A 14,138-nucleotide genomic window follows, 5' to 3' on the forward strand; every position below is an offset into this window, starting at 1 on the left:
CCATCCCGAACAGGACCGTGAAACGACTTTGCGCCGATGATAGTGCTGCAACCAGTGTGAAAGTAGGTTATCGTCAGGCTAATTAATAGCAGTAAAAAGTAGTACCGCAAAAAACCCCACTCAGCAAGCTGAGTGGGGTTTTTTGCTTTATACCTTCTCGCCTTTATACCTTCCGGATATTGTCCAGCGCCGCCAAAGCGTCTTCGGTCAAGCGAAGATCGACCGCCGCCAGGTTTTCGCGCAGATGCGTCACCGACGACGTGCCCGGAATCAGCAGGATATTCGGCGAACGTTGGAGCAGCCAGGCGATCGCCACCTGCATCGGCGTCGCGCCGCATTCTTCAGCCACCTGCGACAAGGCATCCGACTGCAGCGGCGAAAAGCCACCGAGCGGGAAGAAAGGCACATATGCGATCCCATCGCGCGCCAATGCGTCGATCATCGCATCGTCGCCGCGATGCACCAGGTTGTACATGTTCTGGACGCAGGCAATCGGCAGGATGCGCCGCGCTTCCTCGACCTGCGTCATCGTCACGTTGCTGATGCCGACATGACGGATCAGGCCACGTTCCTTCAGCTCGGCCAGTGCCGTGAGCGGCGCCTCGAGCGAACCCTCGGCCGGTCCATGCACGTCGATCATGCTCCGGAAATTGACGACGTCCAGTACATCGACACCGAGATTGCGCAGGTTGTCGTGGACTGCCTGTTCCAGCTCCTGGGCCGTGTCCGCCAGCAGCCAGTTGGCCTGGGCATCGCGGCGAGCGCCGATCTTGGTCACGATGGTCAGCGCCTGCGGATAGGGATGCAGGGCTTCCCGGATCAATTGATTGGTAACGTGAGGCCCATAGAAATCCGAGGTATCGATGTGGTCGACACCGAGGGCCAGGGCCTCACGCAAGACGGCAAGTGCTGCGACCGGATCCCTGGGCGGCCCGAAGACACCGGGCCCTGCCAGTTGCATGGCGCCGTAGCCGAGACGCCCGACCTGACGGTCGCCGAGTTGATAAGTGCCGGCCTGGTTGAGACTGGACATGTGACTCTCCTTGTTGTTTGAACGGTGCCTCCACGATAAGTTGAGACATCACCGAGGACAATCCGCTATAGTCCGGATGGGTTGTACGAAAAAACGAACAATGAAAATCGATCTCGGCGATCTGTCAGCCTTTGTTGCCGTCGCCCGCGCCGGCGGCTTCCGCGACGCCGCGCGCGCCAGCAATACCAGCGCGTCCGGTCTGAGCGATGCCGTCCGCCGCCTGGAAGCGCGGCTCGGCGTACGACTGCTGAACCGGACCACGCGCAGCGTCGTGCCCACCGATGCCGGTAAGAGCCTGCTCGCACGCCTCGATCCTGTCCTGAGCGAAGTCGAAAGTGCCCTGGACGTCGTCAACGGTTTTCGCGACAAACCCAGCGGCACGCTGCGCCTGAACGTGCCGGTCAGCGCCGCCCGCCTGGTCCTGCCGTCGATCGTGCCGCGCTTCCTCGCCGCCTATCCCGAGATCCGCCTCGAAGTCACCGCCGAGGAAAGCTTCGTCGACGTGCTCGCCGCCGGCTGCGATGCCGGCATCCGCTATGAAGAACGGCTCGAGCTGGACATGGTGGCAGTGCCGATCGGCCCACGCGTGCAGCGCATGGCCGCCGCCGCATCGCCCGCCTACCTGGAGCGGCGCGGCCGTCCGCAACACCCACGCGACCTGCTGGGGCACGCCTGCATGCGCGGACGCTTTGCCAGCGGCGCCATGATCGAATGGCAGTTCCAGCATGCCGGCGAGACACTGACCATCGATCCGCCCGGCCCCTTGCTGGTTCAGGTCGGCGGCGCCATCGACCTGGCGGTCGAGTCGGCTGTCGCCGGACTCGGCATCGTCTACCTGTTCGAAGACTGGCTGCGTCCATACATCGACCGCGGCCTGCTCGAGCCGGTGCTCGAACCGTGGTGGCCGCAATTTTCCGGCCCCTACCTGTATTACCCGGGGCGGCGCCTGGTGCCGGCGCCGCTGCGTGCCTTCGTCGATTTCATCCGCACTGATCCGGACGCCGCCTAGCGCCTACCGCGCTGTCCGCTGTCACGCTTCCATCACACCCTGTCCCGCTAACGGATCACCGCTGTTCAGTTTTTGAACAGCTGGACCGCATACCACCCGGCAGTCCGCTTGGCACAACCCTTGCTGATCTTATATGACAAGACCAACACAGGGGACGATCGACATGACGCAGCCGTGCCATCCAGCAGTGTCTTCACTCCCATCGATGCTGATGCCGGCCCTGCGCACTGCAGCGCCGGCTGTCGTCTTACGTTCTGATTCACCGTTGATATTGGAGAAGCCATGAAAACGCGCGCCGCCATTGCCTGGAAAGCCGGAGAACCCCTGTCGATTGCCGAGGTCGACCTGGAAGGACCGCGTGCCGGCGAGGTGCTGGTCGAAATCAAGGCGACCGGCATCTGCCACACCGATTACTACACGCTGTCGGGCGCCGATCCTGAGGGAATCTTTCCCGCGATCCTGGGCCATGAAGGCGCCGGGGTCGTGCTCGAGACCGGCCCCGGCGTCACTTCGGTCCAGCGCGACGACCATGTGATCCCGCTGTACACCCCCGAATGCCGGCAATGCAAATTCTGCCTGTCGCGCAAGACCAACCTGTGCCAGGCGATCCGCAGCACCCAGGGCCGCGGCCTGATGCCGGACGCGACCAGCCGCTTCTCCCTCGAAGGCCGCCCGCTGTTCCACTACATGGGCACCTCGACCTTTTCCAATTACATCGTCGTGCCGGAAATCGCGCTGGCGAAAATCCGTGCGGATGCGCCGTTCGACAAGGCCTGCTATATCGGCTGCGGCGTCACCACCGGGGTCGGCGCCGTCGTGTTTTCGGCCAGGGTGGAGCCGGGCGCCAACGTCGTCGTGTTCGGCCTCGGCGGCATCGGCCTGAACGTGATCCAGGGCGCGAAGATGGTCGGCGCCGACAAGATCATCGGGGTCGACATCAATCCGGGGCGCGTGGAAATCGCGCGCAAGTTCGGCATGACCGATTTCGTCAATCCGAACGAGGTCGGCAACCTGGTCGACCACATCGTGCAGCTGACCGACGGCGGCGCCGACTATTCCTTCGAATGCATCGGCAACGTGCAGATCATGCGCCAGGCCCTCGAGTGCTGTCACAAGGGCTGGGGCCAGTCCTTCATCATCGGGGTCGCCGCGGCCGGCCAGGAAATCTCCACGCGTCCATTCCAGCTGGTGACGGGACGCCAGTGGAAGGGCTCGGCCTTCGGCGGCGCGCGCGGCCGCACCGACGTGCCCAAAATCGTCGACTGGTACATGGACGGCAAGATCAATATCGACGACCTGATCACCCACACCTTGCCGCTCGAACGCATCAATGAAGGCTTCGATCTGATGAAGGCCGGGCAGTCGATCCGGTCCGTGGTCCTGTATTGAACCGTCAATACCAACAAGGAGAACGATCATGAGTGATGCAGTCAAGATCCACCCGGCTGTCGACAACGGCATCGCGCCGGAACAGCCGGGCTTCGAGGGCGGGACCTTGTCCTGCCATTGCGCCACCGATCCGGTCACGGTCGAGATCGGCGCGCAGGTGGCCTACAACCACGTGTGCGGCTGCACCAAGTGCTGGAAGCCGGATGGGTCGCTGTTTTCCCAGGTGGCCGTGGTCGGACGCGACAAGGTCAGGGTGACGGCCAACGGCGAGAAGCTGAAAGTGGTCGATCCGAGCGCCACCATCCAGCGCCACGCCTGCGAAGTCTGCGGCGTCCACCTGTACGGCCGCATCGAGAACGACCAGCACGCCTTCTACGGCTTCGACTTCGTGCATACGGAGCTATCGCCGCAGACCGGCTGGGCACCGCCCGAGTTCGCCGCCTTCGTCTCATCCATCATCGAATCCGGCGCCCGGCCCGAGAACATGGGCGCCGTGCGTGCCCGCCTGAACGATCTCGGCTTGCCGCCCTACGACGTGCTGTCGCCGCCGTTGATGGATGCGATCTCGACCCATGTCGCGCGGCAGAAGGGCGTACTCAAGGATTGACCCTGACGATAACGATGACCGGAGACCGGAATGAAGCCATCCCGCCTGCTGCCGCTGCTGCCGACGCTGCTGCTGCCCCTGTCGACTGCGCCGGCGGCCGCGCCGGCAGTGCAGGTTGACGATTTCCCGACCAGCGGACGCGTCGAGTACGTGCTGGAGTGCATGCAAAAGCACGACGGCAAATATGAGTACCTCTACAAGTGCTCATGCGTCGTCGACCGCATCGCCAAGACCCTGCGCTATGACGACTACGTGGCGATGTCGGTCGCCTTGCGCAACCAGAGCCTGGCGGGCGAGCGCGGCGGCGAGTTCCGTGACGAGGCCTCGGTCAGGAACATGGCCAGCAAGTACAAGGAGATCGAGGCCGGTGCCAACAAGGCCTGCGCCGTGCCCCAACGCTGAGGAGCTGAACCCACCACGCTGTACCACCGAAAAAAACCACGAGGAGACGTCATCATGTCATTTCAATCGCGACTCATCTGTCTGGCCGGGGGCCTGGCATTCGTCGCCGGCGCAGCATTCGCTGCCGACTCGGACACCGCAAAGCTCACCAAGGACCCGAAGAACTGGGCGATGCAGGCCGGCAGCATGGACAACCACCGCTACAGCGAACTGAAGCAAATCAACAGCAAGAACGCCAAGAATCTCACCGTCGCCTGGACCTTCTCCACCGGCGTGCTGCGCGGCCACGAAGGCGGCCCGCTGGTCATCGGCGACACGATGTACCTGCACAGCCCGTTCCCCAACAAGGTGTTCGCGATCGCCCTGGAAGACCAGAGCATCCGCTGGAAATACGAGCCGAAGCAGGACCCGACCGTGATTCCCGTGATGTGCTGCGACACCGTGAACCGCGGCCTGGCCTACGCCAACGGCAAGATCTTCCTGCAGCAAGCCGATACCACGCTGGTGGCACTGGACGCCAAGACCGGCAATGAACTGTGGAAGGTCAAGGTGGGCGATCCCAAGCTGGGCGAAACGACCACCAATACCCCGCACGTCTTCAAGGACAAGATCCTGACCGGCATCAGCGGCGGCGAATTCGGCGTGCGCGGGCGCATCACGGCGCACGACATCAATACCGGCAAGGTGCTGTGGAAAGCCTACAGCACTGGCCCCGACAATGAACTGATCGTCGATCCCAATAAAACCATGACCTGGACCGACGGCAAGATGGCACCGATCGGCGCCAACTCGTCGCTCAAGACCTGGCAGGGCGACCAGTGGAAACTGGGCGGTGGCACCACCTGGGGCTGGTACAGCTACGATCCGGCACTGAACATGGTGTACTACGGCACCGGCAACCCGAGCACCTGGAACCCGCGCCAGCGTCCGGGCGACAACAAATGGTCGATGACGATCTTCGCGCGCGACCTCGATACCGGCATGGCGAAGTGGGTCTACCAGATGACCCCGCATGACGAATGGGACTACGACGGCGTCAACGAAATGATCCTGGCCGATATCAAGGTTAAGGGCCAACCGCGCAAGGCGCTGGTCCACTTCGATCGCAACGGTTTTGCCTACACGATGGACCGCGTGAGCGGCGAGCTGCTGGTGGCCGAAAAATACGATCCGGTCGTGAACTGGGCCACCCACATCGACATGAAGAGCGGCCGGCCGCAAGTCGTCGCCAAATACAGCACCGACAAGAACGGTCCGGACGTGAACACCAAGGGCGTGTGCCCGTCGGCGCTCGGCACCAAGGACCAGCAGCCGGCGAGCTTCTCGCCCAAGACCGGCCTGTTCTACGTGCCGACCAACCACGTCTGCATGGACTACGAGCCGTTCCAGATCGAATACACGGCCGGCCAGCCCTATGTCGGTTCGACCCTCTCGATGTATGCGGCCCCGAACAGCCATGGCGGCATGGGTAACTTCATCGCCTGGGATGCCGGCACCGGCAAGATGGTGTGGTCGAAGCCGGAACGGTTTTCCGTGTGGAGCGGGGCGCTCAGCACCGCGGGCGACGTGGTGTTCTACGGCACCCTGGAAGGTTACCTCAAGGCGGTCGACCTGAACGGCAAGGAGCTGTGGAAGTTCAAGACCCCGTCCGGCATCATCGGCAACGTCACGACCTGGGAATACAAGGGCAAGCAGTACGTCGGCGTGCTGTCGGGAATCGGCGGCTGGGCTGGCATCGGCCTGGCGGCAGGCCTCACCAAGGGCACCGAAGGTCTGGGTGCCGTCGGCGGCTACAAGGACCTCGCCAAGTACACCGAGCTGGGCGGGGTGCTGACAGTATTCGCCTTGCCTGATCGCTGAACCATGCACAACCTGGCAATGACTAGCATGACGCTGGTCATTGCCGAGGCCTCCGGCTTATCCAAGGAATTTATATGAGTACATGTATGAAAGCTACGTTGTCCGTGGCCATGGCTGCCGCTTTTCTCGTCGTTCCCGGTTTGACCCCTGTCGTGGCCCAAGCCGCGGATGCGGCGCCCTACCAGGTCAGCGGTGGCAACAAGGTGGATGCCCATACCCTGAGTGGCTGGCGCACCTGGCGCGCGCTGGCATGCGAGCGCTGCCATGGCGCCGCCCAGGAAGGCATGGTCGGCCCATCACTGGTCAACAGCCTCAAGGTGCTGACCAAGGACCAGTTCAAGGAAACCGTCCTCAAAGGGCGGATCGACAAGGGCATGCCCAATTTCGATGGCAGCAAGATGGTGGTCGAGAACATCGACAACCTGTACGCCTATCTGAAGGGACGGTCGGATGGGGCGATCCAGCCCGGCCGTCTGGAGGAGATGGGCAAATGAGGTCGCGCGCCGCGGTTGCCATGCTGGGTGCGCTGTGCTGGCTGGCGCTGCCTGCGGGCGCTCAGCAGGCGGCCAGCGAGCCGGCAGGTGCCAAGCCTGCGGCCGCGCCGGCGCCAGACACGGCCGGGCCCGGCCAGGACAAGGTACTGCGGGTTTGCCAGGATCCCAACAATCTGCCGTTCTCGAGCCGCTCCCAGGCCGGCTTCGAAAACCGGATTGCAGCCCTGTTTGCCCAGGAATTGGGCTGGAAGCTGGAAACGACCTGGTTCCCGCAACGGATCGGGTTCATCCGCAATACCCTGCGTGCCAAGGAGGAAAATTCGGACCGCTTCAAATGCGACCTGGTGACCGGCGTGCCGGCCGGCTTCGAGATGGCTGCCACCACCCATCCTTACTATCACTCCAGCTATGCGCTGGTGTATGTGAAAGACCGTGGCAAGGGCCTGGATGGCGTACGCGACCTGGACGGTGTGCTGGCATTGAATCCCGCGCAACGCGGCAAGCTGCGCTTCGGGGTGTTCAGTGCGTCGCCGATGATCGATTGGCTGCTGAAGAACGATCTCATGTCGCAGGTCGAGTGGTACCAGATCCAGTCGGGCGATGCCGAAGAATATCCCGGACAGACCATCGAACGCGACCTGGCCAGCGGCAAGATCGACCTGGCCTTCGTATGGGGGCCGATTGCCGGCTACGTGGCGCACAACAAGCGCAGTGCACCGATCGTCGCGGTACCGCTGGTGTCGCGGCCTGGCATGAAGCTCGACTTCGAGATCGCCATGGGTGTGCGGCAGGCGGACAAGGCATTCCGCCAACGCATCGACCAATTGATCAGTGCCAATCAAGGCAAGATCAACGCTATCCTTGAACAGTATGGCGTGCCGCTGCTCGACCAGAAGGGGCAGGCGCTGCACATGTCCCAGCGTGCGGGAACACCATGATGACATCGTCCATGCCCCCGTCGTTACTGCGCTGGCTGTCGTTTGCGTGCGCGGGCCGCCAGGCTGGCGCATGGTCCGGCACCTTGTTCCGGACGCTGGCTGCAGCCGTGTGCATCGCATTGCTGCCGGGCCAGGCTGGAGCCCAGGCCGTCTCGTCGGCTGAAACCCTGTTGTTCGAGACAGATCACCTGGCGCGCATCAAGCCGCCGGCCGTGCTGGTCTATGAATTTAGCAAGGCGAGCAACGTCGAGCCGGGATTCAGCGACAAGGTGCAGCTCGACCTGGCCGCCAGCAAGGGCAAGACCAGCGCCACCCTGCATTTCCTTTCGGGGGCGCACAAGCACGACATTCCTGCGCTGGAAGAGGCGCATGGCAACCCCGTACTGCTCGGCTTTCTCGAACGGGACATCGCCGAGATGAAGCGCTTGACGGGCGGCTCGACCGCCTACTTCCGCAAGCGGATCCGGATGGCGCTGGCCGAGGGCGCGCAGGTCAGCGCACAGTCGATCCGCTACCAGGGCAAATCCTTGCCGGCGCAGGCAGTGCGCATCCAGCCCTACCTGAACGACCCGATGCATGCGCGCTTCGAGCCTTATGTGCACAAGACCTACGTCTTTGTCGTGAGCGAACAGGTGCCGGGTGGGATATATCAAGTGCGCAGTTCGCTCGACAATGGTAAAGGCAAGGCAGTGGCTGCCACCGGCCCGGCCAGCGCGGGGACTTCCGTAGCACCGGCCAAGGGCGCACCGGCAGCCGGTGCTGCGCCGGGCGCCGCCGCGCCGGCGCCACGGCCGGGCGAGCCGGTGCCGGCGATTGACGAGACACTCACGCTTGTCAGCGTGACGCAACCGGGGCACTGACGGACATGGCCGGGGCACCTGGACATTCGAACCTGCTGGAGGCATGCGATGGCGCGCATGAAAGTGTTCGTGTTCGACCCGATCGCAGCAGGCGTCACGCCGGCACGGCGCCTGCCGGGAACGCTCAGGCGCCAGGGCGAGATGCTGTTCCAGGCCTTGCTGGCCGACCTGGGCGCCTTGTCCGGTATCGACGTGCTGACGACGGCAAGCCCGGGCCTGGCAGCCAGTGCGGCGGAGGCGGCGGTGGACGCGGCGGTGGTCGCGCGGGTAGTCGATATAACGGCGGCCTCGGCAGCGTCTCATGTGGGCGGCGGACCGGCGCGGGTGCAGTCCCCGGCAGCGCCCGATGCACAGCCGGCGATGCCGTCGGGGGTGGAAGTACCGCCGCAGCCGCCACAGCTGCGGTCCTTGTCGCCGGAAGCGCATCGGTTCGGCGCCCAGTTTGCCGCCGGTTTGCAGGCGGCCGATGCGGTATGGCCGCTGGCCAGTGAGTCGGACGGCATGCTCGAGCAGCTGTCACGCGCTGTTCTGCGCGGCAAGCGTATCTTGCTGGGCAGTGCGCCCGGCGCGGTGGAGATCGTGGCAAGCAAGCTCGAGCTGGCGCGTGTGCTGGCGGCAGGTGGGGTCGCTGTCGTCGCCACCTACAGCCCGCATGCGGCCTTGCCGCACGACAGTGGTCCGTGGGTGGTCAAACCCGATGATGGCGCCGGTTGTCTCGATACCCGGCTGTTCAGCGACCGGGCTGCGGCGCTGGCTTGGATCCGTGCCAACGCCGCAGACCGCTATGTACTGCAGCCCTTCGTTGCTGGAAAACTGGGCAGTCTGTCCCTGATCTGCTGCGACGGTAACGCTCGGGTACTCGCCTGCAACCAGGAACGGATGGCGATGCGCGACAATCGCTTTCACTTCCTCGGCAGCGTCGTGAATGGCCTGAGCGATGGCGACGGCATGCTGGCGCGCCTGGCCCAGCAAGTGGCGGCGGCGATTCCCACCCTGTGGGGCTACGTCGGGGTCGATTTTGTACTCACCGCACATGGCGCCATGGTGCTCGACGTGAATCCGCGCCTGACTGCCGCCTATGCCGGATTGCATGCGTCGACCGGCTGCAATCCGGCCGGACTGGTGCTCGATCTGCTGAATGGCACGGCCGCGATGGGCGCGCCGGTGGGCATGCGGCGCGCGGTCAGCGTCGATGTCGGCACGCCCTGAGCGCCGGCACAAGCTCGCTATTTGATGACCACACCCCAGGGCAGTTTGCCGACCGCGACGTCGCGCAGCCGGGTATGATTTTCCGTATCGATCACCGACACGCTGTTCGATCGGCCGTTGGCGACATACAGTTTCTTGCCGTCGGGTGTCAGCGCCATGTTCCATGGACGCTGGCCGACCGGGATCGTGGCCACCACCTGGTTGCTGGCGGTATCGATCACCGCGACGTTGGCATCGCCGCCGTTCGACACATAGACTTCGCGGCCGCTCGGATGCACGGCAATGCCGTTCGCGCGCAAGCCTGCCTTGATGCGGGCCAGGATCGCAAAACGGACGGTGTCGATGACGAACACTTCATTCGCATTCTCGGTGGCCACATAAGCACGGCTGCTGTCGGGCAGGAAGCCGATACCGCGCGGGCGTGCGCCTACCGCGACCTGGGCGACTTGCTTGCGCGCGCCGAAATCGATGATGTCGACGGCTTCGCCTTCCTCGGCACTGACGAACAGCAGTTTTCCGTTCGGACTGAACACCGCATGCTCGGGATTCTTGCCGTGCACCTTGATCGAAAAGGTCAGGGCATTGTTACGGGTATCGGTCACGGCGATCTCGTTCTTGCCCTCGACAGCCGCGACAACCCAGCGTCCGTCGGGCGAAATCGAGACGCCTTCGGGCGATTCGCCGAGCGCGATCGTGCTGCCCAGCGCACGTGTCTTGAGATCGACCAGTTGCAGGCGATTGTTGGGCTGGTCGCTGACGTACAGCCAGCGCCGGTCGGCGCCGATGGCCAGGCCGCGCGGCTTGCTGCCGCCGGGCAGTTCGGCGATCACCTGGTCGGTCAGGGTGTCGATGACCGAAATCGTCGCCGATCCCTCGTTGGGGACGTAAGCAAGGGTCGCACCGGTCTTCGTATTCACTTGTGCTGCGGCCCATGGTGCGGCGAGCAGCGCGATCAGCAGCATGAGCAGGGGCGCGACGACGGCACGGACCATGGCCGGCGGAGCCGGGACGGTAACAAGGTGGGCGCGGGCGGTCATCGAGTCTCCAGGGGTGAGTCGGAACGGGAAGGGGTGGTACGGACGGGACGGACCGGCCACATGCGCAGCAAGAGGCCATCACGGTCGACCAGCATGTGCTTGGCCACGGCGAGCAGGTGCAGGCCGACGAGGATGGCCAGCAATAGCGCGGACAGGTGATGGGCCTGGTTGAAGAACGCATACCAGGCCTTGTCGTCCGGTCCCCAGGGCTGCCAGTGGACCAGGTTGAAGAACTTGATGCCGTGCCTGCTGAAATTCGAGGCCAGATACCCGGACAGCGGCAATGTCACCATTAACAGGTACAGCAGGATGTGGCTGAACCTGGCCGCCCGGCGCTGCCAGGCCGGCATCGTGTCCGGCAACGGCGGTGGTTTGTGCGTCAGCCGCCAGCCGATGCGCACCAGGATCAACAGGCCGATCAGGATGCCGCTGCTCTTGTGCAGGTTCACGTACATCCCGCGCGCCGGTGTGCCGCGCGGGATGTCTTCCAGCAGCAGGCCGAATGCGAACTGGCCGAGCAACAACAGTGCAATCAGCCAGTGCAAGGCGATGGCGGTCGTGGTGTAGCGTGCGTGCATGGGCTGGCATCAATGAAACAGCGATTTCTCGGGCGGCTTGATGTGCAGCCGCTGCAGCTTGCGGTACAGGGTGTTGCGACTGATGTTCAGCTCGCGCGCCACGCTGCTCAGGTTCCAGTCACGCCGCGTCAGTTCCTGCATCAGCGCGGCCCGTTCCGCGCTTTCGAGAGGATTCAGTTTCTCCGTGAACGACGCCTCGTCGTCGAGGACGAGGCCAAGCGGAGCGACTGGTATCGCGGGGATGTCCGCTGCCTGAGCGGGCTTCGGCGCGTTTGCCGGCGTAGGTGGCACGCCGGCGCCACCAAACGGCGGTGGGGCAACGATGAGCGGATCGCTACGGTATTCGGCAGGCAAGTCGTGCACTGTCAGGCAGTCGGTCTCGCGCAATGCGATCATGGTACGCAGCAGGTGGCGCAACTGCCGCACATTGCCCGGCCAGCGCTGCCGGTCGAGCAGGGCCAGCAAGCGTTCGTCGAGTTCGACCGGGCTGCCCACATCGCTTTCCTCGTCCGCAAGGTGGCGTATGAGAGCGCGGCGATCGGTGCGGTCGCGCAGCGGCGGCAGCGTGATCGTCACGCCTTGCAGGCGGTAATACAGATCTTCGCGGAATTCGCCCTGATCGATCTTGCGTTGCAGGTTGCAGTGTGTGGCGCTGATCAGGTGGATGTCGAGCTTGACCGGATGTTCGCTGCCGAGCGGCATGACTTCGCGCTCCTCGAGCACGCGCAGCAGCCTTGCCTGCAGCGCAACCGGCATGTCGCCGATTTCATCGAGGAAGAGGGTGCCGCCATTGGCCTGTAGCAGCTTGCCGCGCTGCCCATCCTTGCTGGCGCCGGTAAATGCACCCGAGCGGTATCCGAACAGTTCGCTTTCGATCAGCGCTTCCGGTATCGACGCACAATTGATTGCCACGAAAGGCCGTGCCGCGCGACTGCTGGACTGGTGAGTCGCCCGCGCGAACATTTCCTTGCCGGTGCCAGTCTCTCCATACAGCAGGATCGCGACCTTGCGCTCGAGCACGCGCCTGGCGGTGTCGATGCTGGCAGCCATCGAAGGATCGCCGAAATGCAAGGCGTCGAGTGCCGTTGGCGGGGTCTGTGCAGGTTGCACGGTCCGGGGTAGCGTAGCGGCATCTGCGCCATCACGCGGTGCCGGCCGGGCGCCGCCGACTGAACCCGTGCCGGATACCGGCTGGTACATCACGGCAAAAAAACGTGCGCCGCTACGGGTCTCGAAGATCGGTACCGGATGGAAGGCTTTCCTGACACTGGAATCGATCAGGCCGCAAAAGGTGACGTTGAACAGTTCCGCAATGTCGCGGCCCACGATCTCGCTGCGCGAGCGCAGGCCCAGCTGGAACAGGGCACAGCGCGTGGCGGCCAGCACCTTGCCGGTGACGCTGAGGGCAATCGCTCCCTCGCTCAGCGTGCCGACGAATTCCGGGCGGTTGTGGAAACGTACGATGTATTCGTGGCGAAACCGCTGCAGGAACACACGGTTCTCGATCATCTGCACCGACATGCTGACCAGGGCCAGCGTGTGTTGCTGCGCGAGGTGGGATTCGCCGGAGGCATCGAGCACGCCGACGAGCTCCTCTTCATGGTCGAAGATGGGAGCGGCGGCACACGACAATCCGATATTGCGCGACAGATAGTGCTCGTCCTGATGCACCGTCAGCGGCCGCCGTTCGAACAGGCAGGTCCCCATGCCGTTCGTACCTTGCACACGCTCGCTCCACAAGGCACCCGGCATCAGGCCGGTTTTCGAAGCCGCATGGGTAAAAGCCGGGTCGCCGAAATAGTTCAGCAGCACGCCATCGCGGTCGGTCAGCATGATGGCGTAACCGGAACCGGCCAGCTGCTGGTAGAGGTTCGCCATCTCGACCTTGGCGACTGCTTGCAGGTCGGCGAGACGTTCCTGCCGTGTCCGCAATTCTGCAGGAGAAACGACCTCAGGATCGTTGCAGGCCCCGGGGTCCAGTTTGTATTCGTTGAGACATCGAATCCAGGACTGGGTAATCCGGTTGACTGCACCGGAAGGACTCTGTTCGCGTTCCGGATACGCGGCGCGACCCGATGCATAGTTTGACTCAAGCCGCCCATGGACGACCGAGTGGACACGCTTAACGTGTTCCACGGCAATCTCCAGCATGCTGTCTCCTCCGTCCTTCGCTGACGGCGTGAAAACCGCCGCTGCTATTTATATGGACTGTTTTCGGATGCCCAGAATCATCTGCCTGATGTCTGTACATCTTTGCTCTAGAGCATAGTACTACGTTCGGTTTTGAATAATGCAAGTATTTTGAACGAAGGAGCCTGCGGCTACTGTCCGACTAGCTAGGTATCAGACCGAGATCACATATGACCGAATCGAAGGGAACTCTTAATGAACAGGACGGTCATAGTACTTCGATCCTTGTGCTGTATAGCTTCGGTTTGCTATACTGCGGCTCCGCTTCACGGCACATGTGATTTCCAAGGGAATTAAAGTGCCGAGTTGCAACGTCGAAGTGGATGTTGCAAGCGAGCGAAAAGAAGTTGACGGTAAGCGCGAAATACTGCATAATCTCACTTCTCTGCTGCTGACGAACAAAACGATTCGCAAGCGCAGCAAGGCAGTACAGAACAAAGTTCTTTAAAAATTAACAGTCGATAAGTGTGGGCGTTTGATGAAGGTGCCGGCTGACTAGTTCAGCTGATTACTTAAATTATCAAATGTTCAC

Annotated in this window: 13 protein-coding genes; 9 read left to right on the forward strand and 4 right to left on the reverse strand. The window is 63.2% G+C overall.

The annotated features are described in order from the left end of the window. Positions 1–163: 163 nt before the first annotated feature. Positions 164–1,033, reverse strand: coding sequence for an aldo/keto reductase family oxidoreductase (locus FBX97_RS29290; protein WP_141839506.1), 870 nt, complete (start codon positions 1,031–1,033; stop codon positions 164–166). Between the two features lie 100 nt (positions 1,034–1,133). Between FBX97_RS29290 and FBX97_RS29295 the strand changes: the two genes are divergently transcribed. The 9 genes from FBX97_RS29295 to FBX97_RS29335 all read left to right on the forward strand — a co-directional run bounded on the left by FBX97_RS29295 (position 1,134) and on the right by FBX97_RS29335 (position 9,801). Beyond that, a complete protein-coding gene (locus FBX97_RS29295; RefSeq protein ID WP_141839508.1) occupies positions 1,134–2,042 on the forward strand; it encodes a LysR family transcriptional regulator in 909 nt (302 codons plus the stop codon). A gap of 282 nt (positions 2,043–2,324) precedes the next feature. Then, positions 2,325–3,431: an S-(hydroxymethyl)glutathione dehydrogenase/class III alcohol dehydrogenase gene (locus FBX97_RS29300; RefSeq protein WP_141839510.1), complete on the forward strand. Its 1,107-nt coding sequence runs from the start codon at positions 2,325–2,327 to the stop codon at positions 3,429–3,431. A gap of 28 nt (positions 3,432–3,459) precedes the next feature. Beyond that, the gene (gene gfa / locus FBX97_RS29305) at positions 3,460–4,038 is read left to right on the forward strand and encodes an S-(hydroxymethyl)glutathione synthase (RefSeq protein ID WP_141839512.1); all 579 of its coding nucleotides are present in this window, start codon (positions 3,460–3,462) and stop codon (positions 4,036–4,038) included. A 30-nt stretch (positions 4,039–4,068) separates the two neighbouring features. Next, positions 4,069–4,440, forward strand: a complete 372-nt coding sequence (locus tag FBX97_RS29810) for a hypothetical protein (RefSeq protein ID WP_185748808.1) — start codon at positions 4,069–4,071, stop codon at positions 4,438–4,440. Between the two features lie 54 nt (positions 4,441–4,494). Continuing rightward, a complete protein-coding gene (locus FBX97_RS29315; protein ID WP_141839514.1) occupies positions 4,495–6,300 on the forward strand; it encodes a methanol/ethanol family PQQ-dependent dehydrogenase in 1,806 nt (601 codons plus the stop codon). 86 nt (positions 6,301–6,386) lie between these two features. Further along, positions 6,387–6,794 (forward strand): c-type cytochrome, encoded by a 408-nt coding sequence (locus FBX97_RS29320; protein WP_141839516.1) that lies wholly within the window; start codon positions 6,387–6,389, stop codon positions 6,792–6,794. Continuing rightward, positions 6,791–7,732, forward strand: a complete 942-nt coding sequence (locus FBX97_RS29325) for a quinoprotein dehydrogenase-associated putative ABC transporter substrate-binding protein (RefSeq protein ID WP_141839518.1) — start codon at positions 6,791–6,793, stop codon at positions 7,730–7,732. Before FBX97_RS29320 ends, FBX97_RS29325 begins: the two co-directional genes overlap by 4 nt. An 11-nt stretch (positions 7,733–7,743) precedes the next feature. Next, positions 7,744–8,592 (forward strand): hypothetical protein, encoded by an 849-nt coding sequence (locus FBX97_RS29330; protein ID WP_141839520.1) that lies wholly within the window; start codon positions 7,744–7,746, stop codon positions 8,590–8,592. Between the two features lie 48 nt (positions 8,593–8,640). Continuing rightward, positions 8,641–9,801, forward strand: coding sequence for an ATP-grasp domain-containing protein (locus FBX97_RS29335; RefSeq protein WP_141839522.1), 1,161 nt, complete (start codon positions 8,641–8,643; stop codon positions 9,799–9,801). Between the two features lie 17 nt (positions 9,802–9,818). Here FBX97_RS29335 and FBX97_RS29340 read toward each other — a convergent pair whose 3' ends face one another. Genes FBX97_RS29340 through FBX97_RS29350 form a run of 3 tightly spaced genes read right to left on the reverse strand, consistent with a single transcriptional unit; the run spans position 9,819 to position 13,567 of the window. Beyond that, entirely contained in the window at positions 9,819–10,838 is a 1,020-nt protein-coding gene (locus FBX97_RS29340; RefSeq protein WP_255517685.1) for a beta-propeller fold lactonase family protein, read from the reverse strand. Then, positions 10,835–11,416: a cytochrome b gene (locus FBX97_RS29345; RefSeq protein ID WP_141839524.1), complete on the reverse strand. Its 582-nt coding sequence runs from the start codon at positions 11,414–11,416 to the stop codon at positions 10,835–10,837. The genes FBX97_RS29340 and FBX97_RS29345 overlap by 4 nt, the downstream gene beginning before the upstream one ends. A gap of 9 nt (positions 11,417–11,425) precedes the next feature. Then, positions 11,426–13,567 (reverse strand): sigma-54-dependent Fis family transcriptional regulator, encoded by a 2,142-nt coding sequence (locus FBX97_RS29350; protein WP_141839526.1) that lies wholly within the window; start codon positions 13,565–13,567, stop codon positions 11,426–11,428. Positions 13,568–14,138: the final 571 nt, after the last annotated feature.

This window comes from Herbaspirillum sp. SJZ107, from assembly GCF_006715485.1.
Lineage (GTDB): Bacteria > Pseudomonadota > Gammaproteobacteria > Burkholderiales > Burkholderiaceae_D > Telluria.